Origin of the sequence: Halapricum hydrolyticum (genome assembly GCF_025517535.1) — an archaeon.
In the GTDB taxonomy this organism is placed as follows: Archaea; Halobacteriota; Halobacteria; order Halobacteriales; family Haloarculaceae; genus Halapricum; species Halapricum hydrolyticum.
This window is the reverse complement of record NZ_JAOPKC010000001.1, coordinates 327,785-354,702: the sequence shown is the minus strand read 5'-3', so window position 1 is coordinate 354,702 and position 26,918 is coordinate 327,785. Positions and strand designations below refer to the sequence as shown.

General features: G+C 63.4%; 28 protein-coding genes and 1 tRNA gene. 13 read left to right on the top strand and 16 right to left on the bottom strand.

Translation table 11 applies throughout. The features are described from left to right. Position 1 precedes the first annotated feature (1 nt). From OB916_RS01855 to OB916_RS01840, 4 genes are read right to left on the bottom strand one after another with little or no spacing between them, the layout of a single operon-like run. A complete protein-coding gene (locus OB916_RS01855) occupies positions 2 to 2,647 on the bottom strand; it encodes an outer membrane protein assembly factor BamB family protein (RefSeq protein WP_315907570.1) in 2,646 nt (881 codons plus the stop codon). 3 nt (positions 2,648 to 2,650) lie between these two features. Continuing rightward, a complete protein-coding gene (locus tag OB916_RS01850) occupies positions 2,651 to 3,394 on the bottom strand; it encodes a hypothetical protein (RefSeq protein ID WP_315907569.1) in 744 nt (247 codons plus the stop codon). Between the two features lie 6 nt (positions 3,395 to 3,400). Beyond that, complete coding sequence (locus OB916_RS01845) at positions 3,401 to 3,799, bottom strand: hypothetical protein (protein WP_315907568.1); 399 nt, start codon at positions 3,797 to 3,799, stop codon at positions 3,401 to 3,403. Between the two features lie 3 nt (positions 3,800 to 3,802). Further along, entirely contained in the window at positions 3,803 to 4,042 is a 240-nt protein-coding gene (locus tag OB916_RS01840) for a DUF378 domain-containing protein (protein ID WP_315907567.1), read from the bottom strand. 392 nt (positions 4,043 to 4,434) lie between these two features. On the opposite strand from OB916_RS01840, the gene OB916_RS01835 reads away from it, so the two are divergent. Continuing rightward, positions 4,435 to 4,692 (top strand): DUF7692 domain-containing protein, encoded by a 258-nt coding sequence (locus OB916_RS01835; RefSeq protein ID WP_315907566.1) that lies wholly within the window; start codon positions 4,435 to 4,437, stop codon positions 4,690 to 4,692. Positions 4,693 to 4,726: 34 nt separating this feature from the next. Here the strand turns inward: OB916_RS01835 and OB916_RS01830 are convergent, their stop codons facing one another. Both OB916_RS01830 and OB916_RS01825 read right to left on the bottom strand, forming a co-directional pair. Further along, positions 4,727 to 5,176: a type IV pilin N-terminal domain-containing protein gene (locus tag OB916_RS01830; protein ID WP_315907565.1), complete on the bottom strand. Its 450-nt coding sequence runs from the start codon at positions 5,174 to 5,176 to the stop codon at positions 4,727 to 4,729. 5 nt (positions 5,177 to 5,181) lie between these two features. Next, positions 5,182 to 5,613 carry a type IV pilin N-terminal domain-containing protein gene (locus OB916_RS01825; RefSeq protein WP_315907564.1) on the bottom strand — a complete coding sequence of 144 codons (432 nt, stop codon included), beginning with the start codon at positions 5,611 to 5,613 and terminating at the stop codon, positions 5,182 to 5,184. 558 nt (positions 5,614 to 6,171) lie between these two features. Between OB916_RS01825 and OB916_RS01820 the strand changes: the two genes are divergently transcribed. The 4 genes from OB916_RS01820 (at position 6,172) to OB916_RS01805 (ending at position 9,470) form a co-directional block, all read left to right on the top strand. After that, on the top strand, positions 6,172 to 7,173 hold the full coding sequence (locus OB916_RS01820) for a Cdc6/Cdc18 family protein (RefSeq protein WP_315907563.1): 1,002 nt from the start codon (positions 6,172 to 6,174) through the stop codon (positions 7,171 to 7,173). A gap of 412 nt (positions 7,174 to 7,585) precedes the next feature. After that, the gene (locus OB916_RS01815; protein WP_315907562.1) at positions 7,586 to 8,137 is read left to right on the top strand and encodes a hypothetical protein; all 552 of its coding nucleotides are present in this window, start codon (positions 7,586 to 7,588) and stop codon (positions 8,135 to 8,137) included. 63 nt (positions 8,138 to 8,200) lie between these two features. After that, the gene (locus OB916_RS01810) at positions 8,201 to 8,911 is read left to right on the top strand and encodes a hypothetical protein (RefSeq protein WP_315907561.1); all 711 of its coding nucleotides are present in this window, start codon (positions 8,201 to 8,203) and stop codon (positions 8,909 to 8,911) included. Positions 8,912 to 9,197: 286 nt separating this feature from the next. Beyond that, positions 9,198 to 9,470, top strand: coding sequence for a hypothetical protein (locus OB916_RS01805; protein WP_315907560.1), 273 nt, complete (start codon positions 9,198 to 9,200; stop codon positions 9,468 to 9,470). An 8-nt stretch (positions 9,471 to 9,478) separates the two neighbouring features. Here the strand turns inward: OB916_RS01805 and OB916_RS01800 are convergent, their stop codons facing one another. Then, entirely contained in the window at positions 9,479 to 9,811 is a 333-nt protein-coding gene (locus OB916_RS01800) for a winged helix-turn-helix domain-containing protein (protein WP_315907559.1), read from the bottom strand. 417 nt (positions 9,812 to 10,228) lie between these two features. On the opposite strand from OB916_RS01800, the gene OB916_RS01795 reads away from it, so the two are divergent. The 3 genes from OB916_RS01795 to OB916_RS01785 are packed head-to-tail and all read left to right on the top strand — an operon-like array spanning position 10,229 to position 12,001. Beyond that, on the top strand, positions 10,229 to 10,813 hold the full coding sequence (locus OB916_RS01795; protein ID WP_315907558.1) for a J domain-containing protein: 585 nt from the start codon (positions 10,229 to 10,231) through the stop codon (positions 10,811 to 10,813). Further along, the gene (locus OB916_RS01790; RefSeq protein ID WP_315907557.1) at positions 10,806 to 10,940 is read left to right on the top strand and encodes a hypothetical protein; all 135 of its coding nucleotides are present in this window, start codon (positions 10,806 to 10,808) and stop codon (positions 10,938 to 10,940) included. Before OB916_RS01795 ends, OB916_RS01790 begins: the two co-directional genes overlap by 8 nt. Beyond that, on the top strand, positions 10,937 to 12,001 hold the full coding sequence (locus OB916_RS01785; protein ID WP_315907556.1) for a tyrosine-type recombinase/integrase: 1,065 nt from the start codon (positions 10,937 to 10,939) through the stop codon (positions 11,999 to 12,001). The genes OB916_RS01790 and OB916_RS01785 overlap by 4 nt, the downstream gene beginning before the upstream one ends. 72 nt (positions 12,002 to 12,073) lie before the next feature. Here OB916_RS01785 and OB916_RS01780 read toward each other — a convergent pair. From OB916_RS01780 to OB916_RS01770, 3 genes are all read right to left on the bottom strand, one after another. Further along, a tRNA-Trp gene (locus OB916_RS01780) sits at positions 12,074 to 12,252 on the bottom strand. A 63-nt stretch (positions 12,253 to 12,315) separates the two neighbouring features. Then, a complete protein-coding gene (locus OB916_RS01775; RefSeq protein WP_315907555.1) occupies positions 12,316 to 12,543 on the bottom strand; it encodes a DUF5795 family protein in 228 nt (75 codons plus the stop codon). A gap of 36 nt (positions 12,544 to 12,579) precedes the next feature. Next, positions 12,580 to 13,443 (bottom strand): DUF5794 domain-containing protein, encoded by an 864-nt coding sequence (locus tag OB916_RS01770; protein ID WP_315907554.1) that lies wholly within the window; start codon positions 13,441 to 13,443, stop codon positions 12,580 to 12,582. A 482-nt stretch (positions 13,444 to 13,925) separates the two neighbouring features. Between OB916_RS01770 and guaB the strand changes: the two genes are divergently transcribed. After that, positions 13,926 to 15,413, top strand: a complete 1,488-nt coding sequence (guaB, locus tag OB916_RS01765; protein WP_315907553.1) for an IMP dehydrogenase — start codon at positions 13,926 to 13,928, stop codon at positions 15,411 to 15,413. On the opposite strand, the gene OB916_RS01760 is transcribed toward guaB, so the two are convergent. Beyond that, positions 15,414 to 15,539: a hypothetical protein gene (locus OB916_RS01760; RefSeq protein ID WP_315907552.1), complete on the bottom strand. Its 126-nt coding sequence runs from the start codon at positions 15,537 to 15,539 to the stop codon at positions 15,414 to 15,416. A gap of 141 nt (positions 15,540 to 15,680) precedes the next feature. On the opposite strand from OB916_RS01760, the gene OB916_RS01755 reads away from it, so the two are divergent. Then, complete coding sequence (locus OB916_RS01755) at positions 15,681 to 16,385, top strand: hypothetical protein (RefSeq protein ID WP_315907551.1); 705 nt, start codon at positions 15,681 to 15,683, stop codon at positions 16,383 to 16,385. 39 nt (positions 16,386 to 16,424) lie between these two features. On the opposite strand, the gene OB916_RS01750 is transcribed toward OB916_RS01755, so the two are convergent. The 3 genes from OB916_RS01750 to OB916_RS01740 all read right to left on the bottom strand — a co-directional run bounded on the left by OB916_RS01750 (position 16,425) and on the right by OB916_RS01740 (position 19,426). Continuing rightward, on the bottom strand, positions 16,425 to 18,146 hold the full coding sequence (locus tag OB916_RS01750) for an ABC1 kinase family protein (RefSeq protein WP_315907550.1): 1,722 nt from the start codon (positions 18,144 to 18,146) through the stop codon (positions 16,425 to 16,427). A 100-nt stretch (positions 18,147 to 18,246) separates the two neighbouring features. After that, complete coding sequence (locus OB916_RS01745; protein WP_315907549.1) at positions 18,247 to 18,603, bottom strand: Hsp20/alpha crystallin family protein; 357 nt, start codon at positions 18,601 to 18,603, stop codon at positions 18,247 to 18,249. Positions 18,604 to 18,655: 52 nt separating this feature from the next. Next, on the bottom strand, positions 18,656 to 19,426 hold the full coding sequence (locus OB916_RS01740; protein WP_315907548.1) for a hypothetical protein: 771 nt from the start codon (positions 19,424 to 19,426) through the stop codon (positions 18,656 to 18,658). Between the two features lie 86 nt (positions 19,427 to 19,512). Between OB916_RS01740 and OB916_RS01735 the strand changes: the two genes are divergently transcribed. Further along, on the top strand, positions 19,513 to 20,763 hold the full coding sequence (locus tag OB916_RS01735; protein ID WP_315907547.1) for a molybdopterin molybdotransferase MoeA: 1,251 nt from the start codon (positions 19,513 to 19,515) through the stop codon (positions 20,761 to 20,763). Next, positions 20,756 to 22,642 (top strand): molybdopterin biosynthesis protein, encoded by a 1,887-nt coding sequence (locus OB916_RS01730; RefSeq protein ID WP_315907546.1) that lies wholly within the window; start codon positions 20,756 to 20,758, stop codon positions 22,640 to 22,642. Before OB916_RS01735 ends, OB916_RS01730 begins: the two co-directional genes overlap by 8 nt. Positions 22,643 to 22,779: 137 nt before the next feature. Here the strand turns inward: OB916_RS01730 and OB916_RS01725 are convergent, their stop codons facing one another. Continuing rightward, a complete protein-coding gene (locus tag OB916_RS01725) occupies positions 22,780 to 23,457 on the bottom strand; it encodes an HAD family hydrolase (protein ID WP_315907545.1) in 678 nt (225 codons plus the stop codon). Between the two features lie 83 nt (positions 23,458 to 23,540). Here OB916_RS01725 and OB916_RS01720 point away from each other — a divergent pair, with 83 nt between their 5' ends. Then, positions 23,541 to 24,359 (top strand): competence/damage-inducible protein A, encoded by an 819-nt coding sequence (locus tag OB916_RS01720; protein ID WP_315907544.1) that lies wholly within the window; start codon positions 23,541 to 23,543, stop codon positions 24,357 to 24,359. Between the two features lie 707 nt (positions 24,360 to 25,066). Here OB916_RS01720 and OB916_RS01715 read toward each other — a convergent pair. Next, positions 25,067 to 26,827: a glycoside hydrolase family 13 protein gene (locus OB916_RS01715; RefSeq protein ID WP_315907543.1), complete on the bottom strand. Its 1,761-nt coding sequence runs from the start codon at positions 26,825 to 26,827 to the stop codon at positions 25,067 to 25,069. Between the last annotated feature and the right edge of the window lie 91 nt (positions 26,828 to 26,918).

Below are 26,918 nucleotides of genomic sequence, written 5' to 3'. Positions count from 1 at the left end.
ATCAGGACGTTGCGACGTTGAAGCCCGCGATCCCGAGCAGCACGACGATCGCCGCGCCGATCGGATCGGATGGCAGCCACGACGGCCAGAAGTCCGGCGGCCACCAACCGCCGTCGTCGCTCGAGCTTGTGAACAGCGACGTGTCGCCCTGCTCGTACCAGTCGCGGAAGGTGTCGCGGAAGTCCTGGACCTTGTACCAGTAGTCCGACCAGCTTTCCATATTGTCCTGATCGTAGTCCGGCGAGCCCCAGTCGCTCGTGTCCGTCGTGTCGATGTTGTTGCCGTCCTGGTCGGTCATAGACTCGATTTTCAAGAGCCCGCTCATCAGCTTGTGCTCGGTCGAGCTCGAAGCGTCGTAGAAGTACGCGCCCGAGATCGTCCCAGCGACTGAGAGATCGGGTCGGATGACCGGATTATATGGGATTGTAATAGACATAACGTAATTGGATTTAGAGAGGGACCAGCCCTGTGTGCCGTCCGATGGATCCAACGTAGTGACACCGCCCTGTGTTGCGACGTAGACGGACCCATCCGGGGAGAAAATCAGGTCCTTGACTGCATTAGAGATAGAGACAGACCACTCTTCCGTGCCATCATCGGAATCCAGCCGCTTAACTGTCGACGCGATAGTGACAATGAGGCCAGTTCCATCAGGCGTGACCTCAATGTTCGAGGGGTAGTCGGACAGACTCACTGACCAGTTCTCAGTCCCGTCAGACGGGGATAGAGAGACTACATTCTGTCCGACAGCAGCATAGACAGCACTACCGTCAGGGGCAGTAGCGACACCTTTGTTTGACTCATATGTGGTATAATTCCAATTCTCAGTTCCGTCACTAGTAGCCAGAGATACAACCTTACCGTCGCTGCTTGTCGTCATCTCCGAACAAGCGGCGTAGAGAGAGGACCCATCAGGGGAGAGGCACAGATCATAGACCTGATTATCTGTCGTAAATCCCTCATATATCCACTGTTCCGTCCCGTCAGTGGCGTCGAGCTTGCGCGTTGAGTCCCCTTCTGCAACGTAGAGATATTGTCCGTCACGTCCAGCGGCGAGAGCTTCGACATCCTCAGGGTATCCAGTTACAGACCACTTTTGAGACATGGAGTCCATGTCAATGGCGTAGAGATCGGGGCCAGCAGATACGAAGACTGTTCGGCCAGCGGGTCCGACCTCAATGGCCTTGACAACACCGCCTTGCCCATCGCTCCAAAGTTCGTTCCCAGAGGTATCGACGCCAAGGAAGTTGTTGCCTGCCGTCCCTGCCAAAACGGTAGGATCGCAAACATACCTTGCACCAGCGTCGAGACCAGACGACGGGACAGACTCGGCAAAGAGTAGGCCCTCGTAAGTCGCGGCCTCGGCGTATTTTCCGGGGTAGATGTTACGGGTGCCCGAGTCGTCGGTAATGACAGACCGGCCGGTAAACCCGTTGTAGCCGGCTGACATCGACGCGAGTTTTGATAGATCCGGCTGGACGCGATCGAGCATCGACGTCAGCGCGAGGATGTAGGCGTCGGCGCTGGCGTCTTCGGTGCCGGCGAGTTCTTGCGCGAGGCCGTCGATCCCGCGGAGGTCGTTCGGCGTGATCCAGCCCTGGTCGAGCGCGTAGTAGATGTCTTCGACGAGGCTCAGGTAGTAGCCGTCTTTGACCTGCTGGGCCTGATCGTCGATCATTGAGCGGATCCGGACAAAGTCGTCGCGCAGCTGCATGACCTGGTAGCCGGCGAGATCAGCGTCGGGGACGTTTGGGATGTTGATCCCGCCATTCCAAGACGCATTTTCCCCGTCGATCGTCGCCGTAAGGTCGATCGTATCGTCGATGTGGCCCTCGAGGAAGTCGTAGGTGTTGACCGTCGTCTCGTAGTCGCCGTCGGAGACATCGCTCGAGTCCCACTCGATCTTGAAGTCCGGCAGGGCGATCTCGACCGTCGAGCCGTTTCGCAGCGAAACCTCGATCGGTTCGGACTGGTCGAGCAGCATCGACCACGAGCGCGTGCCGTAGGTCGGATGTTCGACGATCGGGCCACACCACGGATTGCTCGAGTTGTAGTCGTACTCGCCAGAGGCGATCACGGCCTCGGATCCGTTGTACAGCGCGCGGGCGATCTGTGAGAGGCTTTTCGCCGTCCGCACCCACAGATTGTGCTCGACGCGCTCGGCGTAGTAGTCGTCGATCTCGGCGTAGGCGTCGCTCTGGGCCTCGCTGGCCGATTTGCCGGCTTCCCAGGCGTCGGCGACGGCGTCGCGAGCGTTGATGTGCGCCTGGGTCATCGAGTCCGCGAGCGTGTTCTCCCACTCGAGGATCTGGAAGCCGTATTCGTCCATCTCGTCGTAGGCGCTGGCGTGTGCTTCGACCTGGTCCTTCTGGACGTCCGCGAGCATTTCGCGGTAGTCCTTGACCTTCGCACCGTACAGCGCGCCCGACGCGACGACGCCGCCGGCCATGACCGACGCGAGGGCGACCGTCGCGACGCCGATCGCGGCGTCGGCCTCGCCGACTGGGGAGATCTCGACGTCCTCGAGCGGGCCCGGGCGCGTCGTGATCGCGCCGACCGTCGCCGCGCCCGCGCCGGCTTTCAGTAGCGTCCGGCGAGAGACCCCACCCGCATCCGGGGGTGGGCCCGACTGATTCTCAGTCGCCATGTCTCAGTCCTCCCGTCGGACGTACAGATAGCCGAGGATCGCGACGATCACGACCGCGAGCACGACGCCCGTGTCCTGGCCGGCGATCGTGCCGCCGAGGATCGAGTCAGTCGAGCCGTCGTCGACGGTCGCGTAGGCGCCGTCGTAGGCGCTCGCGGGGTTGAACGTCGACGTGACCGTGAGCGTGTCGTTGACCAGGCCGTCCGTGTCGTTGAGAGTGAGCGTCTTGGTCGTGTCGGTGCCCGTGTAGTCGACGGTCGTGCGGTAGATCGACGAGCCCGTCGAGTCGGTGACGTTGACCGTCGCGGTCGCGTTCGTCGAGCCCTGGAACCCGAGGTCAACCGTCAGCGTCTCGGTCGTTGCGTCCTCGATCGTCGCCGTCCGCGAGGCGACCACGCGCGTCTCGGCGACGGTCGTGTTGGTCTCGTCTTCGGCCGTGACGTTGATCTCGTAGTCGCCGGCCTCGCTGGCTGACAGGGTGAACGTCTCGGTCGCGTTCATCGAAGAGATCGTTTGACTGTCGACGACGGTGCCGGAGCTGTTGACCAGCTCGGCGGTCGCGTTGATCGACGACGTCAGACTCGAGGAGTAGTCGACGTCGACCTCGACGGTGTCGTTGGTCGGGTCGTCGATCGTGACGTTTTCCGTCGCGACGACAGCGCCGCCGGTCGCGGTGAGTCCGACGATCGCGAGCGTCGCGAGCATAATCGCTGCGAGCGTGCCGTAAAGTTTGGTGTTCGTTTGCATTGTGGATCAGTTGATGTAGGAAACCAGCAGGAAGCCGGTACTCTGGACCGTGAAGGCGATAAACGCCGCCGGGGCCTGTGCAAGCGTGTCCTGGAAGGCCGGGAACAGCGGGGGCGCCACGACGAGCGCGATCGTCGCGTAGACGATCCAGAGGTCGATTCCCGACGTCTCACTGAGCGGGGCGTCGCGCCACACGAACACGGCAACCAGCGACGCGATCGACGCGAGTCGGCCCAGCGTGATCGTCGCGTTCCCGAAGTCGAACAGCGCGGCGCCGGCGTCGATGAACGGGATGATCTGGTCCTGGATCAGCCCGAGGGACGTGCCGGCCCCCCAGGCGAAGACGATGATCAGCAGCATTTCGAGGTCGACGTCGAACCCTTCGCCGGAGGCTGTGCGTGCCATGGCTCAGTCCTCCAGTGGGGTCGAGTCGGTGCCGCCCTCGGCGACGAGCTCGAGCATGTCGACCAGCAGCACGACGCCGGCGGCGCCGACGATCAGATACGCGATCGTCAGCATGTCCGCGCCGAGGCCGATCTCGACCAGGAGGTCGACGTCGAACATCTCGACGAGGCCCCAGTTGATCGCGCCGATCGCGGAGATCAGCACGACGAGCAGCTGCACGACGGGGAGATCGTCGGTTAGCATGCACCGACACCTCCAGCAGTCGCTCGCGAGATTGGTGCGCAATTGGAACAGTACTCCGTACCAAACACCACGACCTTAAACCGGTTCAGTCGGGTGTTGCAGCTTTTACAATGCTGCATGGACGTGGCTCCCGGGCGGTCCCTTTTAAGTCAGGTAGTCGCCAGGGCCCTGATCGGCGATCTCGAGGCGACCGCGTGGGGTTGCGCGTCGAGAAATTGGCGATCCGCGATATGAACACGAGTTCGTCGGTGGCCGTGTTCATATTCGCGCTTGTGCGTGCTGGCTGGGTGGGGTGGGCGGCGTGATTGTGGCGGTGATCGTGGCGAGGTATATAAAGAGCGGGCGTTTCAGTGACCGGAAAATCCTAGGATTTGCGTCTCGTGTTCACGAGTATGGCCGATAGTTTACGGATTCGGTTCGACAAAGCCCGGTATCGAGAAGACGCGATCGAGAAGGCCGCCGATTTCTACGAGTGTAACAAGAGCGACGCCGCGGCCCAGGCGTGCGAGGACGTCGTCGAGATCGTGCGCGCAGCCGAGGCTGTCCTCAAGCGCGAGGATCTGACGCTACAGCAGCGTCGGGAGATCGCCGAGGAGTTCTCGACGCGCGTGACTGAGTTCGACATTGAGCTGGCTATCGAGCGCGAGTAGCCCCACCCGCATGCGGGGTGGGTGAAAAGAGGGGTTAGTTCGGGACGTCGAAGCTACCGAGTGTCGACGAGGATTCTCCGTCGTCCGACTGCCACGTGACGGTTATCTCTGCACCCCCTATTGTGGGTGGGGTAGTCCCCTCAGATACAGTAGCGGTCGAACCAGACGAGATCTCACTGCCACTGAAATCAGTGAATGAGTAACCATTAGTTCCCACACTCCCAGGATCAGTCCCATTCACGTTAACGGAAACCTGACTTGCAGTGAGTGTATCACCGCTCTGGTGAGTGATGGTTACAGCATTGTTATTCGAGTCGTAATCGAAGTCGAAACTCGCCGAGGGTGTTGTTTGCGTTGTGTCGCCCAGTCCGAGCACGAACGACGCGATAACCGCCGCGAGGATCACCGTGATCGCGACCATCAGGATCACGCCGATCACCGGGCTCACCGCGTCGTCATCCGAGAGTAGTTGCTTCAATTGCATAGTTTTTAGTTCGGGACGTCGAAGCTGCCGAGCGTCGACGAGGATTCGCCGTCGCTGGATTCCCAGACTACTGTAACAGTCTCACCGCCAGTAAGATCTGAGCCACCATTGTCGACAGTTACTGATACCCCAGACTTGATTTCACCACCCCAAGAGACGCTCTGAGTAGCTCCATTAACCTTTACCTTGACTTCGCTCTGATCGAGCGTGTCTCCAGTCTGGTGTGTAATCTTTACTGCGTCATTGGTCCCGTCGCCATCATCATCGACGTACTCAAAGTCGAAGCTCGCTGTCGGTGTCGTGTCAGTCGTATCGCCCAGTCCGAGCACGAACGACGCGATAACCGCCGCGAGGATCACCGTGATCGCGACCATCAGGATCACGCCGATCACCGGACTCACCGCGTCGTCGTCGGTGAAGAATTGCTTCAGTTTCATGGTTGGTTCCCGCACGCTTGCCGCGTGCGTGGCGGATCAATCAGCGGGATATAGTATAAAATCTATGGATCGTCAGACGTTCTTAGCGTCTTCTCAGCGCGAGAAAGAACCCGACTCAGTTCTGAGAGTCTCAGCCGTGACGGTATCAATATTTGAAAACACCAGGAGAGACCGGCCCAGAACCACCTGGAATGCCGCTGGTGTGGATCACCGTGACGGTATCAATATTTGAAAACACCAGGAGAGACCGGCCCAGAACCACCTGGAATGCCGCTGGTGTGGATCACCGTGACGGTATCAAAGATTGAAAACACCAGACGGGACCGGCCCGGAACCACCCGGACCGCCGCTGGCGTGCATCAGAACGATCGCGTGCGGGAGTGGGCTCTGCAACAAGCCCGTCTGACGTGTGTCGTGCAAACGTAAAATAAGTATCGTTGATCAGACCATCGTAACGATGTGGAAGCCAGTGGCGCAAGGCGTGGCTTTGAGCGTCCACTTTCACTTTCAGACCGGTGTCGGCGGACAGTTTTGGGAACTCGGCCTGGATTGACGAGTATGATCACGGACGCTCGTGCACTCCGCCCGGAGTACGTCCCGCAGGACCTGCACCACCGAGACGGCCAGATCGATCACCTGTCCTCGATCCTCGAGCCGGTCACGTACGGCGAGCCAGCTGAGAACATCTGCATTCACGGTCCGTCCGGTGCCGGCAAGACCACGATCGCCAAGCACACCCTCGGGCTCCTGGAGGCCGAGACGCTCGGCGTCCGGTGGGGCTACGTCAACTGCATGGCCGACACCGGCTCCGGCGTCCTCTACGAGCTCGCCCGCGACGTCGGGCTCGGTGCCGATCTCCGGCGCGAGGGATTCTACCGCGGCGTCGCCTTCGACCGCCTTCGCGGGAGCGACGACCAGATCATCGCCGTTCTCGACGAGGTCGACGTCCTCGACGATTCTCAGATCCTACTCTCGCTGTACGAGATCCCGAACGTCTCGATCGTCACGATCACCGTCGACGAGTCCGAGTGGCTCTCCGAGCTCGATCCCCGCGCCGAATCGCGCTTCCGCAGCGCCGAGTCCGTCCACCTGGAAGCCTACGCTTTTCCCGAGCTCGTCGACATCCTCGACAGTCGCGTCGATCACGGCATGATCGCCTCGCGCGTCGACGACGCTGCAGTCAGACACATCGCGGATCTCGCCGCCGGCGACGCCCGCCACGGGATCGCGCTGCTCCGGCGCGCTGCTCGCCACGTCGAAGAGTCCGATCGGAAGCGGCTGACCGTCGAGATCGTCGATACGATCGTCGACGAGGCCGAGGCCGACATGCGCGAGCGTCGCGTGCGCTCGTTGGGCACCCACCAGCGCATCCTCTACGAGATCATCGCGAACGCCGGCGAGATCTCCTCGAGCGAGCTCCACGAGCAGTACGAGCAAGAGGCCCAGAACCCGAAAGCGACGAGCACCCGTCGGAAGTACCTCGCGAGTCTCCAGCGCTACGACCTGATCGTCAAGGAGGGGAACGGGCGTGGGACCACGTACCGTTTGGCCTCTTTCTGAACACAGTGAAACAGCGAAATTTGTATGAGAACCGTTGGGTGAGTTCGTGGTGGATATAGAGCGCGTATTTTCAGTGAGTATTACTCTATACTTGATCGCGTCAGAAGCGGAGGCGCGCGCACAATGAGGGACTTTTTAACGAACCCGACTCTATCATTAGTTGCGTTCGACCGGGAAAGCGGGTGACCGGCCCGCAAGCGAGTTGTTGGAGTGGATAGAGACGATTAGCGACGCCTCTGTCGAACGTGAGAACAAGTGCGCCACCGTGCGTGGCAGCCCCGTGGCGCACCTGATAACCACCCACGGGCACCGAGGTACCCCGATGACCGTGAGTTACTCGCCTCTACGAACCGAGGCGATGTGACTTCTTCGGTCTGCAGGGAAGTCGGTGCCATCACGATCAGAGACATCTATGGCAACGGAAAACATCTCAGACCGCACCGATGTATCGCCACAGCAAGAGCCCGCGCCGACACCTCTCCTGTCGGCCGCTGAGATCCCGGTCTCCGAGCGACCCTGCTACGCGCTCGACGAGAGTCGCCTTTACGCGCTCGACGAGGTTGCCAGCCGTATCGCTGAGACCGCACCTGGATCGCCCACCGACCATCTGACGGGGAAAGTCGGAGAGCAGGTTTTCGCCAATTACGTTGGTATCGACGGCTGTGTCGACACCGAGATCTACGCAGATGGCGGCGACGGCGGTGTCGACCTTATCTATCGCGGTGCAACGGTTGACGTCAAGACAGTTGGACAACATCGCCCTGATCCCGCACTCACCGTTGACGCCTACGAGCCACTGCGGGCCGACTACTACGTTTTGGCCAGCCGTATCGGGCCGACTGACGTCCGTCTCGTCGGTTATGCGCCACGGTCATTCGTCGCGAACGCACCGATCCGCGACCACGACAGCGACCCCTATCATATCGTCGATCAACGGTATCTGTTCCCACTTCCGCGACTCTAACCACGAAGATCATTCCAATTTATAGTTACTTATTCATAGTCTCCGTTGTTATCCACTTCATGGATGGAAAAACACGCCGTAGTCAGGGGAGAAATCCATGTCTCGAACACTGATCGCAAAGCCCTATTTAACCGCGATCTAACCGATTACAAAGCTGTCTGCATGGAAGGTCGAAGTGATTTCATCCGACTCCACAAGGATACTAGCTGTTACTATCTGTATCTGATCGGCCATTTCACCCTCAATATTCTCTATAGATCATTTTCAGTCATCCATTCGACACTATCATCAGACGCGTATGATGTAGAACAAGAAGCAAACAAGCACGGACTTGACTTTGTTGATGAAATCGATCTCGAAATACACGAAATATATGAAAGTTACAGTTCGCACCTTAGAAAATGGCTTGCGGTTTTTATTATTGGCCTATTTTCTTTTTCACTAGTAGGGGCATTTCTTAACGACACTATCATTGTTTATCGGATCGATACTGGCATCCCATATTGGCTCATGACTTTGACAATGGGGATGCTGGTACCATTCATCTACTCAGGTCTGTTATTGCTTCTCGGAGACGGACGGGATAGAAACGAGAAAATGGCAACAGAAATAGATTCGTTAGCGGAAGACAAAGACTACGACGAAATTCTCGTGTTGGTCGGCGATAAGCACGTAGACCCTGTCGGCGACGAGCTTGAGAACTACGGCTGGGAAATCAAACGAGAACGGAGTGACCACTGTTTAGCACGGATACGACAGCAATTTCCTGAATAATTGAGTTGATCTAGCTGAATACACTCTTCTTCTCTTGTTTATTATTAATCTTTTATATATCCTGATTTTCACCAAACCCGTCAACAGCAACCGTTCGATATCCACTCGCGAGTAAATCGCCAGACGACAGCACTTCCGTTCACTTCCGTTCGACTTCCGTTCATTGGCTTCATTCGAAAGTTTCAGCAGGTATTCGTGCCCGATCTCGGTTTGATTATCCGCCGTTTTCGACTTCCGTTCGCGCGGGCACACCAGCGCCTTTAGATACCGCTGTCTCGGTCCGGACATGCAGCACCGCAGACAGCCCGACCGCGTCGTCAGCGATAAAATCGCCGGCAAGAAGACTAAGATGCGGATCTGGAACTCGGACTCGGACTATCAGGCCCGCCTCGAGGTCGAACGTGACGACCAGTGGCAGTTCGGCATCGACAGCGACAGCGTCGCGACGCTGCTCTCGACGACAGCTGAAGGAACGGATCTCGCTGCTGACTCATCGATCCCGGACTGGCTCGACGACTCGCTCGCTGGACTCGGTATTCGGGAGGTTCGATCCGCGTGAGCTGGTCGTCACTCCGGCTCGTCGAGATCGCGAAGGTCCGCCTCACCTTCCAGGTAGGCCTCTCCCCTCTCGGTGATAGCGTAGTACTTCCCCTCACCCGGCAGAACCCGGACGAGGCCAGCTTCTCGAAGTTTAGGGATTCGTCTGGTGATCGTCTTGTAAGAGATGTCTATCCCCCGATCTTCGAAGTTGTTCGCTATCCCCTGGTAGTTGTGCCCGGCACCGGAGTCTTTCAAAAATTCGAGGATGACGTCATCACTTCCGGTCATCCAATCCGCCCGGTGCCTTGCCATATCCTCCTTCTCGAAGAGCCAACTAAAACCGTCTTCGATGGGGGTCATAGAGTCCATATTCTGAGACATAATGTACAATCATTACCCCAAACACTAAGTTCTGTGGGGAAATCATTGGACACTACGATCGGCGCGACGTCCCCACAGATTGCGTGGCCCCGTGAAGGCGAGTGTTGCGACACCCGCGTCGGCTCGAACCGACTGCTGATCCACCAATGAACGCACACAGATCCGAACGTCACCACGACCCGAGCATCGATTTCGAACACCGCCGCGACTCCACCCCGCATGCGGGGGGTGGTTCTCGGTGAGCGGGCTCGAGTACCCGACGCTCCGGTGCCCGCTCTGTGACGGGTTGCAGCCCGACCCGTCACGACTTCTCTGTGAGGTGTGCGTCCAGTGGGGCGCTGAGGAGATGGCGAGCCGCCACCCGGATTACCCCGCTCGTCCGGCAGGTGAGGTGGCATGACGGGGCTCGACTGGCCGGCCGGCTGGGATCGGACCTCGCCCGCCGAGCGGACGCGCGCCCGGAAGTTCCAGGCGTCGCTCGCGGACACGACCGCGGACCTTGAGCGCGAGATGGATCGGATGGACGTCGACGACTGGCGGGCGTCGACGGGATCGGGCGGCAGCTATACGAAATCGAACGGCCTGCCGAAGTACGACGCGAACCCCGACGATCCCGGGTTCGTCCTACGGTGGGTCGACGACGGCGAGCAGTTTGCGGTCGCGTGTGACGCCTACGCGCGGCTCGCAAGCAACGTCCGCGCCGTGTACCTGTGGGTCCACGAGACTCGCATGCGCGGCCAGCGGCCCGTCAGGACCGGCGACAGCGAGTTCGCGGCCGCGCGGTTGCCCAGCGGCGACGAGGGCGCGATCGCCGGTCGTGAGCCACCCCACGAGGTGCTGGGCGTCGCTCCCGACGCGCCCGCGGCCGTGATCGAGGGTGCGGCCCGGCAGCTGAAAGCCGAGGCCCATCCCGACAACGGCGGCGATCGCGAGCAGTTCCAGCGTGTCGTCACGGCCGAGGAGGCGATGCTCGATGAGTAAGAGTCGCCAGCCGGACGGGCTCGCGCCTGGGCGCTGCACCTGCGGGCGGCAGGCCGCGGGGTACGACGCCGTGATCGGCGCGCCCGCGTGTCCGGTGTGTGCTCGCTCGCGAGGTGATCTCTCGTGAGTCGTCAGGACGCCCCGGAGCTGTCGATCAGCGAGGCGATCGAGCTGTACGTCCGCCGGAAGCGCCCGGACTGGAACGGTGGCACCGAGCGGACCTACCGGCGAAACCTCGAGCTGTTCGTCGAGTACGCTGCCGAAAACGGGCTCGACGAGCTCGGTTCGCTGTCCCGGTGGGACGTCGGCGGCTTCACCGACTGGCTCCTCGAGCAGGACTACGCGGCCGCGACCGTCGCCTCCCGGCAGAAGACCGTTCGGACGTGGCTGAAATATCTCGAGAGCCAGGGGCTCGTCGAGCACGGCCTGCACACCGCGATCGAGACGCTCCGGCTCGACGACGAGGAGGAGACGTCGGATCAGCAGCTCGCACCCGAGGACGCGCAGGCGCTGCTGGCGTTCTACCGAGACAGTGCCGAGTGGCGCGGAACGCGCCGGCACGCAATCCTCGAAATCCTGTGGCACGTCGGCTGTCGAATGTCCGGACTCCGGGCGCTGGACCTCGGCGACTACGACGCCGAGAGTGGCGATCTCCGGTTCCGGTCCCGCGAGGAGAGCGGAACCCGGCTCAAGCGCGGGCGGACGCACGAGCGGGATGTCACGCTCTCGGCCGAACCCCAGGCCGTCCTGGACCTGTACGTCGCTCGCGAGCGGATCGACGCCCGCGACGAGCACGGTCGCGAGCCGTTGTTTACCTCCCAGGCCGGGCGGCCGACGATCGGGACGATCCGCTCGTGGATGTACGTCGCAACCCAGCCCTGTATCGCTCGTGAGTGCCCGCACGGAACCCGGCGACCGCGGTGTGAGTACGTGCCCCGGGACCAGGCGAGTGGCTGTCCGTCGACGCGATCTCCCCATCCGATCCGGCGCGGGTCGATCACCTGGCAGCGTAACCTGGGGCTGTCGGCCGAGACCGTCGCTGAACGGGCTGCCGCTACCCCGTCGGTGATCCGGCGGTACTACGACGACCCCGAGTTCGGCGACGAGCTCGAACGACGGCGTGGACGGACGGAAGAGATCGACGTTCGCGAACACCTCCACCCTGAAGACCTGGAGGCGACACTATGAGTGTCACATCCGCTATGGTTTTTCAGACCCACAGTCATGTCAGTAGAAGGTGGAAAAGGTATATAATCCCAGTGGGGTCGGAGGGATTTGAACCCCCGATCGACTGATATCTCCGGTAGACGCCTCGGAACTCCAGAGGGTCATCAGCGCGACCGATGATCAGTCGGTCGCTCAGTATATCAGTCTGGAGTTTCGTCCCGGGCGTCAGTGCCTCTGGAGTCAGTCGCCATGCCGGGCTTGGCCACGACCCCGCACCCCTCCGTAGGCACAATTCCCCTAAAGGGATTTCGATTCCTGTCGTCTGCAGGCGACGATCACTCGTCGCCGGTCGTCGCCCAGTCGCAGTCCTGGCACTTGTACCCGGTGACGAACGACGTCACCGAGGGCATGTAGCCCACGGAGATAACGTCACCGCCACACTCGGGACAGGAACGATCGGCGTCTTCGATCGCCTCGGCGTCCATGACGCTCTCGCCTTCGATCAACTCGGCCAGTCGTTTCGGGGTGACCATCCGCCCCTGAACGACGCGATTTTCGCTCATACCTCAGGCAAGGCGAGCAAACTCCTAAGGGTGTCGCTAGAGCCAGGGTGCGCGATACCGATCGTCCTCGGCCACGTCGGAGCTGCTGTCCGCTATGTTGTCGGGTTTATCTGCGTCGCGACCCCCGCTGCCATCGGTGATCGCCGGCTCCGTCCGGGCGCGCTCGCCGGCGCTGTCCGGGTCGAACGCCAGCAACGCCGTCAACACCAGCACGATGAGCGCGATCGGCACGTCGCCGGGGACGAGCCCGAACATCGACAGCGGGAGCATCCCAAGGGCGACCGCGCTCCCGAACCGGAACCGATCGAGATCGACCATCCCCCGTAGGGCCGGGCCAGCGAGCGCGACCAGCAGCGCGAACGTCACACCGACCAGCCCGGCGGCGACGCCGCGAGCGACGAGTCCGATGTCCGTCGAGAACGCGAGCGTCGCGCTGGCGGGTTCGAGACTCGCGAGCAATCCGAGCGCGACGATCATCGCGGGCCGGGGGAGCAGGTCCCCGAGCCGGGAGCTGGCGGTCCTGGCGGCGACCGCGACGATCACGACGGCCGCAAACCGCTGGAACGTCACGAGGTCCAGCAGGCTCTCGATGGTCGGGGCGAGTGCCGCCTCGATCGCGGCGACGACCACGAGCACGACCCCGACGGCGAGCACCTTCGGGACTTGCTCGCGCGGGCCGCCGTCCATGTCCGCGAGGATGACGGCGACGGTCGCGCTGCCACCGAAGACGAGCAACCCGACTTCGAGGATACCGAAGACGCCGTCGATCGCACCAGCCAACACGAGCGCGGGGAACAGCCCGTCGACCAGCGGCAGCCACATGACCGTCGCCAGCAGACGAGTTGCACCCCCGACCTGCTGCTCGATGGCGAGCGCGATCGGGTGTTGGGAACTACTCATCAGGCTAGAGGGCCGTCTCCCGTGGCCTGTGGGGACTTGCGCACACGTCGGCGATAGCGCGGCCGAGCACGGAAGACGTGTGCGAACTCCGCCCAGTTTGTCGAGTCAGTATTTCCCACCGATTTGCAAAATGTGTTCGAGCACGGGTCCGCAAGCTGCATCTCGACACTGCTGCCCGTACGGATGGTGGGACTGACGGAGTCCATACATGAATGATGGTTGCAAATCAGTAAAAGCGTTGTGTGAGAATTGACCGCAAGCCACAGACAAACGTCCGGAATATCGCCGGAATTTAGGTATATATGATCTATTCCCGGATGAGAAGCACGCACACGTAAACAGTAATGATCATTCATCTAGTTGTGTTTCGGCAAGACGCACGCACGTCTCATCAAGGAACGTATGTTTCTGTGACACTGTGACGTACTCACAACGTATCGCTGTCTCGCAACGTTTTTGGGCGGGCGCAGCGGACCGCTTACATGGCGAACGATCCACAGCCTTTCTCAGCGAAGTTGGACGTGCCCGAGGCGCTGACGTTCGATGACGTATTGCTCAGGCCGAAAGAGAGTCGCGTCGAGCCCGACGAGGCCGACATGTCGACACGGGTCTCGAAGAACGTGGAGTTGCAGGTCCCGGTCCTGTCGGCGGCAATGGACACTGTCACCGAGGGCGATATGGCGATCGCGATGGCCCGACAGGGTGGGCTCGGCGTCATCCACCGGAACATGGACGTCGACCGGATGGTCGCCGAGATCGAGCGCGTCAAACGCGCGGACGAACTCGTCATCCGGGACGTCGTGACGGCGCGACCGGACCAGACGGTCCGGGAAGTCGACGAGATGATGCAACGGAAAGGCGTCTCAGGTGCGCCGGTCGTCGACGACGACGACACAGTCCTGGGCATCATCTCCGGGACGGACATCCGACCCTATCTCGAAGTCGGCGAGTCCGACGCCGTCCGCGAGGCGATGACCGACGAGGTCATCACGGCAAGTGAAGACGTCACGCCGCGGGAAGCCCTCGAGCTGATGTACGATCACAAGATCGAGCGCGTCCCGATCGTCGACGACGAGGATCGGCTGGTCGGACTCATCACGATGCAGGGAATCCTCCAGCGCCGCGAGTACGACAACGCGGCCCGCGCCGAAGACGGATCGTTGCGCTGTGGGGCCGCTGTCGGTCCCTTCGAGAAGGACCGTGCGCTCGCCGCGGACGAGGCCGGCGTCGACGTGATCTTCATCGACTGTGCGCACGCACACAACCTCGACGTCGTCGACACCGCCCGCGAGATCAAATCCGAGGTCGAGGCCGACGTCGTCGTCGGCAACGTCGGGACGCGCGAGGCCGCAGAGGACCTCGTCGACTTCGCCGACGGCCTCAAGGTCGGGATCGGCCCGGGTTCGATCTGTACTACGCGGGTCGTCTCCGGCGCGGGCATGCCACAGATCACGGCTGTCACGGAGGTCGCGGACGTGGCCGCCCGCCACGACGTGCCCGTGATCGCGGACGGTGGCATTCGGTACTCCGGCGACGCGATCAAGGCCATCGCCGCCGGTGCCGACGCGGTCATGCTCGGTTCGTACTTCGCCGGCACCGACGAGGCTCCCGGTCGCGTCATCACGATGAACGGCAAGAAGTACAAGCAATATCGCGGGATGGGGAGCGTCGGCGCGATGAAATCCGGCGGCGGCGAACGCTATCTCAAAGACGTCGAAGATCAGGACGAAGAAGAGTACGTCCCCGAAGGTGTCGAGGCTGCGACGCCGTACAAGGGGTCGCTCGAGTCGGAGCTCCACCAGCTCGTCGGCGGCATGAAATCCGGGATGGGCTACGTCGGCGCGGAGACGATCCCCGGATTCAAGGAGCGTTCGGAGTTCGTCCGCGTCTCCAGCGCCGGCCACCAGGAGAGCCACCCCCACGACGTGATGATCACCGACGAGGCGCCCAACTACAGCCCCGACGAGTAACTACAGCTCTTTTCCGGCCGTCTCGCAGGCCGGGCTACAGTAGCCGTTTTCCGCGGCGTTCGCGCTCGGATGGGCGCGAAACGGTTCGCCACAGTGCTCGCAGGTGTACGTCTCGAAATCTGACATGACGTCGGACGTACGCCCGGCTCGATCAAAACAGTTGTCCCGGGAGGGCCGTTTCCAGCATCAGCAACAGAACGGCCACTGCCGGCGTCCGAAGCGGGAATCCGGAGTCTCTTTCAATCCCTGGCGAAAACCCACGGAGCGATGAGCCTCCGTGACGACAGCCCGCCGGATCCGATGCTCGTGCTCCGGACGTTCGGCCGGATCGCGGTCAGCGACGCGGTGACGATCGTCGTGTTGAGCGTGCTGTACTCGGTGGCGTCGCTGTCGATCGTCACGATCGGTCCGGCGCTGCTGGCGCTGATGGACACCTTCTACGCGTCGGTCACGCACACCGGGACCGGTGGCGGTGCACCGGATTCGGTGACCGGCCGCGCCTCGCATTTCGTCAGTTCGATCTGGACGTATTTCCGCGCCGGATTGGCCTATACCGTCGTCATCCTGGGTTCGGGCGTTGCGATGTACGTGTATCTCCGACTGGCACTGTACGGGGACTCGATCGTCTCGCTGCTCGGCGGCGTCCTCGGACTCTACGCCGTCGTGGTCGTCCTCGTGTTGCTGTTTCGGGCTGCGGACATCGTGGTCCGAGAGGACGAATCGGATCGCCCGGGTTTCGTCGGCGGACTCCGACTTGCCTGGCACTCTATGGGAGCAAACGTCCCCTATTCGGCCATTCACGCTGTCACTGCGATCGTGTTGACTCTCGTCCCGATCCTGGTACTGACGCCGCTCGCGGTCGTGTTCGTCCTGCCGGGGCTGCTTGCCCTCCTCGAACTGCTGGCCTACGAAGAACTGCACGGAGCCGGCGCGAAAACCATCCGGTTCGCGTATCTCGATCTCCAGGAGTGACGCCGGTTGGGGAGACGCTCCCCCCACAAGCGAACGCCGCTACTCGTCGGTATCTTCGGCGTCTTTCCCGTCGAACGGCCCGAGTGGGGGCTCGTCGGTGTCCGTCTGGCGTTCGCGCTGTCGCATCTGCTGGCGCGTGAACTGCGGTTTCGCCCGGATCCCGCGCTGCTTGCGGAACGATCGATAGAGCATCGCTGCGACGAGTAGGCTCCCGACGCCGGCGACAGCGGTCGCCTCGATCGTCGAGAGGGCAAAGAGCAGTGCGGTCGAAGCGATCCCACTCGCCAGCAGCAATCCGAGGACGATCCGGCCCGCGAGGAGATCGAGCAGGTCGTTCGAGTCTTCGATGTCCGCCCGGACGTAGAACTCCTCGCGCTCGATCCGGTCGAGCGCGGATTCGAGTTTCGGCGGGATCCGCACCGTCGAACGGGTGGCTTCCTGGACCTCGTTCGCGCGGTCGCGCACGAACTGCCGGACGCTCTCCTCGAAGTACCCCTCTTCCCGGAGGAAATCGGTCGCGACCGAGATGAAGTCGAAGTCCGGATCCAGCGTCACACAGACGCCCTCGACGACGGTCGCGACCCTGAGGACGAGCGCGAGATTCGCTGGCAGCCGCAGCGGGAACTCGTAGATCGTGTCCTCGACCTGCTGGATGATCTGCTGGACGCGGTACTGTTCGATGTCCTCGCCGCGGGCGTCGGCGATTGCCAGCTCCATCACGTCGGCCATGACTTGCCGGTCGGCCTCCGGCGAGAGCGTTCCCATCTCGATGAGCGCGTCGAGAATGGCGTCGATGTCCTGCTCGGCAACCGCGGTGTAGAAGTCGATGATCTTTTCCTGGATGAACGGGTCGACCCGCCCGCTCATGCCGAAGTCGTAGAAGACGATCGTGCCGTCGTCCTGGACGGCCAGGTTGCCCGGGTGGGGGTCAGCGTGGAAGACGCCGTCGTCGACGATCATCTGGAAGTACGCGCGTTCGAGGGTCTCGGCGAGCCGCGTCCGGTCGATCCCCTTCTCGTCGAGCGTCTCGATGTCGTCGATCTTCGTGCCCGGGATGTATTCCATCGTGAGCACCCGGCCGGTCGAGTGGCTCTCGACGACCGGCGGGATGGCGATTCGATCGTCGTCAGCGAAGTTCGAACGGATCTCGGTCAGCATCTCGGCCTCGCGCTTGTAGTCCATCTCCTCGCGGATGGTCGTGGCGAACTCGTCGGCCAGCGTCTCCAGGGAGAACGACCGGGCGTCGTCGACGAAGTACATCACGATCGGCAGCGTCCACCGGATGACCCGGAGATCAGCCTCGACGAGATCCTCGACGCCCGGACGGCGCACTTTCACCGCGACGGGGTCGCCCTCGACTTCCGCGTAGTAGACCTGGCCGAGGCTGGCCCCGCTGATCGCCTCGGTATCGAAGTCGCTGAACCGTTCCTCGACCGGCCCGAGTTCGTCTTCGAGGACGACGCGTGCGTTCTCCCAGTCGGCCGGGGGGACGCGGTCCTGCAGTTTCGAAAATTCCTCGACGTATTCCGGCGGGAGGACGTCCGGCCGGGTCGAGAGGAGTTGCCCGAGTTTGATGAACGTCGGTCCGAGCGTCAACAGCGTGCTGAGCAGGACCTGCGCACGGTGGCGACGCTGTTCGGGTGTGACGCGGCGACGCGAGCCGACGAGCAGATAGCGACGGCGGTCACGGGCGTAGGCGATCGCCAGCGGCAGGAACTGGCGAGCGACCGTGAAGAACCGCCGGTAGGCGCGGAGGTTCACCGACAGGCCACCCCGTCCTCATAGTGATCGTTGTAAGTCCGTTCCGGATCGACCGCACGACCGTAGCGGTCGTCCCGGTAAATCGTTACAACGGTCACTATCAGGCCTCGTCGATCGGAATCGTCGCCGACGGATCGGCGGTCTGTTTCGGCAATCGGAGTTCGAGGACGCCGTTCTCGACCGTCCCCTCGGCGCCGGTGCCGCTCGCGTCCGGCGGCAGCGGCAACTCGACGTCGAGGAACATCGACCGCTCTTCCTCGACGTACTCGTACTCGGTGGGGAGGCCCTTCTCGCGTCTGGCTTCGATGACGATTCGTCCCCGTTCGACGTGTGCGTCGACGGTCTCGGCAGTGGCTCCCGGAAGGTCGATGACGAGCAGGTACGCCTCCTCGCTCTCCAGGAGGTCGGCGAACACCGCGTCGGGCAACTCTCGCAACGCGTCTCGCAGGGCAGACATACTCCCCGGTTAGGGCGGTAGGGCCAAAAACACGATGGTCGCGGAGACGCGGCTAGAGGGCGACCACAACCGCGGCCCCGAGCAGTGCAGCCCCGAGCACCGCCGGCAGCACTCCGATCGTCGCCTGTTCGAGCGCGACGCCTCGCTCCCGCGAGTCGGCGATCAGGAACCGACGGATGCCGTCGCCGTTAATCCGAACGTTGACCTCGCCGGCGCGACTGCCCGCGGACGGATCGTAGTGGGCGTGCCCGTAGACGTAGCAGTCCTCGCCGGGATCGAGTCGTCGCTCGACGAACCGCTGTTCGTTCCCGAGCGTGATCTCCACGGGACCGACGTCGACGCTCTCGTCTTGCGGTTCGACGTCGGAGTGTGCGTCGACAAAGTCCCGGATCCGTTCGGGCGGCGTCGTCCCCGCCGGGACAGTCATCGTCTGCTCCTCGAGGTGGCGGACCGAGCCAGCGGGTTCGACCCGACAGCTGGCGGTGTCGTCCTCCAGCCGGAAGGGGCCACCGCGAAGCCCCGTCGCGAGCGTCTTCCAGTATTGCCTCCCGGTGCCTGAATTACCGGTCGTTTCGGACTGCTGGACCTCCCACTCGCAGACGAGCGATTCGGCCCCGGAGAACGGCGCCTCGACGATTCCCTTTTCGGGTCGGGCGGTCCCGACGACCTCGACCGGACCCGGGTCGTTCGCGGCGTCGGCGACCGCAAGCGGCTCGCCACGATAGATCCGGAGTGCGAACCACAGTTCGCGAGCCCCCAGGCCGAAGAGAGCGATTCCCACCGCGGCGAGGACGCCCGGGACGAGCAGGTCAGCGAGTGCCATTGCCGGCGGTTCTCGGCCCGCCAACATGGTCCTGTCGGAGGCGTGCTCGACGCGAGACTTTAGTTCGGCCCGCCGAAGGAGGGAGTATGGACGAAGAACACGGTTTCGATGGCGTGACCCGGCTCGCGGCAGCCCTCGAGACGTTCCGGGAGGCGGTGACGCCCCTGGGTCGAACGCAGCGACGCGGGCTGGCAGCGGCCGAGCGGCGCGTCCTCGCGACGCCCGTCGACGCCCGGCGATCGGTGCCGCACTTCGAGCGGGCGGCGATGGACGGCTACGCCGTGCGGGCGAGCGACACCTTCGACGCGACCGATCGATCTCCCGTCGCGCTCGATCGGTTCGAGGTCGGGGCCGGATCGGTCGCGCCCGGCCAGGCACAGTGGGTCCACACCGGCAGTCCGCTCCCCGCGGGGGCCGACGCGGTCGTCAAGGTGGAAGAGACGACCCGCCGGGACGACCAGGTCGAGATCGAGACGGCCGTCGCCGAAGGAACGAACGTCGCACCGGTCGGTGAAGACGTCCGCGAGGAGCAACGTCTCTTCGAGGCGGGCCATCAGCTCCGGCCCTCGGATCTGGGACTGCTGAAGGCGACCGGCGTCCGCGAGGTCGAGGTCTACGAGCGCCCGACCGTCGGCGTCGTCCCGACCGGCGACGAACTCGTGCAGGACGGTCCCGAACCCGGCGAGGTCGTCGAGACCAACGGGTTCACCGTCTCGCGCTACGTCGAGCGCTGGGGCGGGACGGCGACCTACCGCCAGATCGTCTCGGACGATCCGGCCGCGCTCCGCTCGGCAATCCAGCGCGATCTCACGAAAGACGTCGTCGTCACCAACGGCGGCTCGTCGGTCGGCAAGCGCGACCACCTGGCGGACGTGATCGACGACCTGGGCGAGATCCTGTTCCACGGCGTCGCGGTCAAGCCCGGTCACCCCGTCGGCGCGGGGCTCGTCGAGGACACGCCCGTGCTCATGCTGCCGGGTTATCCCGTCTCGACGATCGTCGGCGCAGTCCAGCTGCTGCGACCGCTGCTCAAGCACGTCGGTCACCTGCCGGTGCGTAAGCCGCCGGCTGTCGAAGCGAAGCTGGCTCGAAAGATCCCCAGCGAGATCGGCGCGCGGACGTTCGCACGCGTCTCGCTGGAGACTGAGGATGCAGGGGACAGCGGAGCTGACGACACGGGAGACGGCGAGACGATCGCCGAGCCGACGCGGGCCAGCGGCGCGGGCGTGCTCTCGAGCGTCGCGCTGGCGGACGGGTGGGTCGTCGTGCCCGAGTCCCGGGAGGGGATCCCGGCCGGCGAGACAGTGGCAGCCGAGAACTGGGAGTACGATGAGTGACCGCGTCGAGTTCCGGGACCTGACGGACCCGGAGATGGCCCGTGAGACGATCGCCGGGCTCGATCTCGGCGGCGGGACGGAGACGGTCCCGCTGACCGAGGCCAGGGGTCGCGTGCTGGCCGAGCGAGTGGATGCGACGATCGACGTGCCCGGCTTCGACCGGGCGAGCATGGACGGATACGCGGTCTCGGCACGGGAGACGTTCGGGGCCGGCGAGACTGACCCAGTCACCCTCGAAATCGGCGGGGAAGTTCACGCTGGTGAACCGCCGGACGTCGAGGTACGCGACGGGACCGCAGTCGAGATCTCGACGGGAGCAGTCATGCCACAGGGGGCCGACGCGGTGGTCCCCGTCGAACGGACGAGCCCGGAGGGCGATCGCGTGGCGGTCCGGACGGCGGTCACGCCGGGCGAGAACGTCATGCTCGCCGGTGCGGACATCGCGGCCGGCGAGCGAGCGCTCGGCCCGGGGACGGAGCTCACGGCCCGCGAGATCGGCCTGCTCGCCGCGCTGGGCGTCGCATCCGTCCCGGTTCGGTCGAAGCCGCGGGTCGGGATCGTCTCGACCGGTGAGGAACTCGTCCGGCCCGGCGAAGAGCTCGACCACGCGGCGGGGCAGATCTACGACGTCAACACCCACACCGTCGCCGCGGGCGTCGAAGCGGCCGGCGGCGAGCCGGTCACCTACCCTCACGCCGGCGACGACCTCGACGAACTCGAATCGGTCCTCCGGACGGCCGCCGAGGAGTGCGATCTCGTCCTCTCCTCTGGATCGACCAGCGCCTCGACCGTTGACGTGATCTATCGCGTCGTCGAGGACCTGGGCGAGCTGCTGCTGCACGGCGTCGCGGTCAAACCCGGCCGGCCGATGCTCGTCGGCCGGTTCGAATCAGCCGCGTACGTCGGCCTGCCCGGCTATCCGGTGTCGGCACTGACGATCTTCCGGACGTTCGTCGCGCCGGCGATTCGCGAGACTGCGGGTCTGCCCGAACCGACGACGGCGACGGCGACCGGCGAGATGGCGGTGCGCGAGCGCTACGAGGAGGGGCGGCTCCGGTACGTGCCAGTGGGACTGGTGACCGACGGCGACGGTCGGACGCTCGTCTATCCCGTGGACAAGGGCAGCGGCGCGACGACGTCGCTGACGGCCGCCGACGGCGTCGTCGCGATGGCGCCCGACGTCAGCGAACTCGCCGCCGGGGAACCGGTCGAGGTCGAACTGTTTTCCCCGTCGGTCAGGGCGCCGTCGCTGCTGGGCGTCGGCGAAGACGATCCAGCACTGTCGCGACTACTCGATCGCGTCGATCGACCTCGCTATCTGGCCGACGGATCCCGGGTCGGACGCCGGTGGCTCGAAGACGGGATCTCGGACGTGGCCGTCCTCGCCGGTCCGATCGATCCCCCCGAGGAAGCAGTCGAGATCGGCTCGTGGGCTCGCGAGTGGGGACTGGTCGTGCCACGCGATCCGGCCGAGAGCGACGGTCTCGAATCGCTCCTCGATGGTGAGCTGTCGTTCGTCAACCGACCGGGAGACAGCGGGCTGCGGGCGACCTTCGACGACGCCCTCGAAGAACTCGAAGCCGAACGGGAAACCAGCCGGGGGGAGCTGGCCCGGGCGATCACCGGCTACGAGCGGACGGCCCGGGCCCACGAGAGCCCCGCTCGGATGGTCGCCCGCGGCGACGCGGACGCGGGACTGGGACTGCGTGTCTCGGCCGACCGTCTCGGTCTCGGGTTCGTCTCGCTCGGCCACGAAACGGTCCGAGTCGTCGCAAAACCCGATCGGGCGGACAAGTCCGGCGCCCAACAACTCGCGGATGCACTCGAAAACAGCGACGTATTCGGATCGCTGGCGGGATACGAGCGATCCGATAGCTAGCTGTCGTGGACGACCCGGGTCACTGCCGGTCCGCCCAGCGGGTCACTGCCGGTCCGCCCAGCGGGTCACTACCGATCCGTCCAGCGGGTCACTACCGATCCGTCCAGCGGGTCACTACCGATCCGTCCAGCAGGTCACTACCGATCCGTCTGTCCGCCGTCGGCTGCCCGAGCCTGCCCGGCCAGGTCCTGCAGTCCATCGAGACGGTCGACGCGGTGATCCGCCAGGACGCAGTGTCCGCGCTCGGCGGGGTCAAACCGCTCGACGTGTGCGGCGTCGAGGCCGGCGTTCCAGGCCGCGCCGATATCCGAGGGGCTGTCCCCGACCAGGACCGTCTCCCCGCCGGAGGCATCGAGATCATCGAGCGCCCGGTGGACCGGGTTCGGATCGGGCTTCCAGCCGACGTCGTCGCCACAGCAGACGACGGTGTCGAACCAGTCGGCGATGTCGAGGCGATCGAGCACGGCCTCGGTGAGCGGCGGCTGGCTGTGAGTGACGACGCCGACCGGCCCGTCGAGGTCGGCGAGCAGTCGCTCGGCGTCGTCGTAGAGGTAGGTCGCCTCGGCGCGGCGGATCGGATCCTCGATCTCGTGGAAGAGTTCCCAGAACGGCTCGGGGTCGATCCCCCACTGTCGGAGTTGGGCGTTGCGCGAGCCGCCGAACCCGTGCCAGAGTGCCCGCACCTGTTCGTCGGTAAACTCGCGACCGAGGCGGTCGCCGATCTCGTCGAAGACCCGGCGCGAATGGGCGGGATCGACGTCGATCAGCGTCCCGTCGAGGTCGAACAGCCACGCGTTGTAGGCCACACTCGCCATCGGAACCGTCGATAGGTGGTCTCGGAGTAAGAGCCTTGCGCCGGGGCGAAACGTTGAGGCGTATCGAGTTCTCACGCCGGATAATGAACGTCGCAGTTCTGACTGTCGGCGACGAGCTTCTCTCAGGGGATACCGAAAATACCAACGGCACGTGGCTCGCACGCGAGCTGACCGAGCGCGGGGCCGACGTCCGGCGGATCCTGGCACTGCCAGACGACCGCGAGGCGATCGCCGACAGCGTCGCCCGCCACAGCGACGCCTTCGACGCCGTGATCGTCACCGGCGGGATCGGCGGGACACCGGACGACGTGACCGTCGAGGCCGTCGCCGACGCGTTCGATCGCGACCTCGTCGTCAGCGAGCAGGCGCGCGCCCGAATCGAACAGCGCCTCTCCGAGATCAGCGAGTCCGTCCCGGAACTGGACCTCGACGTCGAGACGGAGGCGTCGGTCCCGAGCGGGGCCGAGCCGCTCGCCAATCCCGAGGGACTGGCACCTGGCTGTCGGCTGGACAACGTCTACGTGCTGCCGGGGATCCCCGGCGAGATGAAAGCCATGTTCGAGACGATCGCCGACGACTTCGTGGGCGACCTCGACTCGCGGTTTCTATACACCGTCCAGCCGGAGGCGAACATCGTCTCCGAGTTGCGTGCCGTCCGCGAGCGCTTCGACGTCCGGGTCGGTTGCTATCCCGACCGGGAAGCACGACACAACCGGCTCAAGCTGACCGGGAGCGACGAGCAGTCGCTCGACGCGGCAACCGAGTGGTTGCTCGATGCGATCGACGCCAGCGAGACGCCGAGCGAAGCGAGGGGTCTCGAATGGCGAGCGGTGAATGAAACGAACCGCGAGCAGCGAGACGCCAAGCGAAGCGAGGGGTCTCGAATGGCGAGCGGTGAATGAAACGAACCGCGAGCAGCGAGACGCCGGTCGAGCGCGAGTGGGATCCAGACGACGAACCGGCCGGCGGCCCCGAGTGATCGCAAAGTCCCAAACCGTTCGTCACCCAGCCGACGGGAAACGCTGCCGGAGAGAAATATCTCATCATGGCAGACAGTACCAAATTCATTCAAAATGATTTATTACCATAGACGTCGTACATTCACTTCCCGTTGGAAAACGGGGACACACCGGACGACGCATCTCGGAACTCCCGTCAGGGACAAAGGGATGCGTTCGGGGCACAACCAAGCGTCCTGTAACAGGGATCCGAGGTCACAGCCCTGAAGGAGAACCACAGCAGTCCACAACCGGTCCGGCCGGCCGGATCGGCGCGAAGGCCAACTACCGGATGTCGCGTAAGTGACATTCGGGAACCCGGCACGCTGGCAAAAGCTGGTGCAAGCCCAGCCAAAGTCCGCAAGGACAGGGCCGATGGAAACTCGGCTACAGCCGGCACACGTGTCGGCAGGGCCGAACGGACTGTGGAAAACGGCTCCTGTCCGGGTCCAAACCGTGTCAACGGGTTTTCGCGCTACTTTCTTCGACAGTTACACCGTCGTCTGGAGGACAGTCGCGGACAGCATGGTACGCGACAAGAAAACGGCGGACAGCGTGGTACGCAACAAGAGAAACAACACGTACAGACCCGGCCCGAACCAGCCTCCGGTTCAGGTGATCTGATAGACGCGCGCTTCGTAGGGCCGGAGATCGAATTCGGTGGGATCGTCGTCGGCGTCGGCGTAGTTGCTGATCAGCAGTTCCGGATCGTCCGTGTCGAGGTTCGGCGGCAGCGTGAACACCTCATTGTGTGCGAACACGTTGAGCACGACGAGTACCCCGCGGTCACCGAGCGTGCGGAGGTACGCGAAGATGTGCGGGTGATCCTCGTAGAGGAGATGGAAGTCACCGTAGACGAGCGTATCGTTATCCTCGCGCAACTCGATCAGTTCGCGGTAGTAGTGCCAGATCGAGTCCTCGTTTTCCCGGGCGTCTTCGACGTTGATCCGCTCGTAGTTGGGATTGACCTTGATCCAGGGCTCGCCCTCGGTGAATCCGGCGTTTTCCTCGTCGGACCACTGGACTGGCGTCCGAGAGTTATCTCGACTGCGGTGTTTGACGACGTGCTTGACGTCCTCGAAGCCGACGTCGTGGCGTTCCATCAGCTCCTCGGTCTGCTGGATCGCCTCGACGTCCCGCAGCTCGTCGAAACTCTCCCATTCGACGTTGGTCATGCCGATCTCTTCGCCCTGATAGATGAACGGCGTCCCCTGGAGGGTGAACTGCAGGGTCGCCAGTAGCTTCGCCGACGCGACCCGGAAGAAGCCGCTGTCGCCGAACCGCGAGACCGTCCGCGGGTGGTCGTGATTCCCGAGGTAGTTGGCGTTCCAGCCCTCGCCATCGAGGCCGATCTGCCAGCGCGTCAGTACGTCCCGGAGGTCGTTCAGATCCCAGTCGTTAAAAAGCGTATCCGGGTCGTCCAGATCGTCGAGCTCGTGGAGTTCGACGTCGACGTCCTGCAGATCCCACTTCCCGCCGGGCCTGTAGGGGATGTCGGCGTGCTCGAAGTGGACGATCATGTTCAGGCCGTCGCCGTCCTCCCCGCAGTACTGCTTTGCCTCCTCGACACCACAGCCGGGCATCTCCGCGACTGTCATCATGTCGTACTCGGCGAACACGTCGTCGTACATCCCGGAGATGTACTCGTGGACACGCGGCCCGTTGACTATGTGTTCCCAGCCGACCCAGCCGGGGTTCTCCTCGCCGTCCGGGAGCCCCTCAGTCTTGGAGATCAGGTTGATCACGTCGAGTCGGAACCCGTCGATCCCTTTCCCGAGCCACCAGTGGAGCATCTCGAAGATGTCCTCGCGGACATCCTCGTTTCGCCAGTTCAGATCGGGTTGTTTCTCGTCGAAGACGTGCAGGTAGTACTGTTCGCGCTCCTCGTCGTACTTCCAGGCTTTGCCGCCGAAAATCGATGTCCAGTTGTTCGGGAGTCCCCCGTCCTCGCGAGCGTCGCGCCAGTAGTAGTAGTCGGAATAGTCGCTGTCGGGGTCTTTGGACTTGAGGAACCACTCGTGCTCGTCGGACGTGTGGTTGAGCACCATGTCCATGATCAGCCGCATGTCGTGATCGTGGACGGTTTCGAGCAGTCGTTCCCAGTCGTCCATCGTCCCCATCTCGTCCATGATGGAATGGTAATCACGGATGTCGTAGCCGTTGTCCGCGTTCGGCGAGTCGTAGACCGGACAGAGCCAGACCACGTCGACGCCGAGGTCGGCAAGATACGGCACTTTCTCGATGACGCCCTGCAGATCGCCGATGCCGTCTCCGTTGCTGTCGTTGAAGCTCCGCGGATAGATCTGGTAGACGACCGCTTCTTTCCACCACTCGCGATCGATTTCCTCGTCTCGCTGCGTGTCTGCGGCCATGGTGGTCTCTCATCCGATAGTAAGGGACCACAATTATATTTGTTGATACGGCCGAGAACTACCGTGCGAATCAACAACGACGGCCAACGAG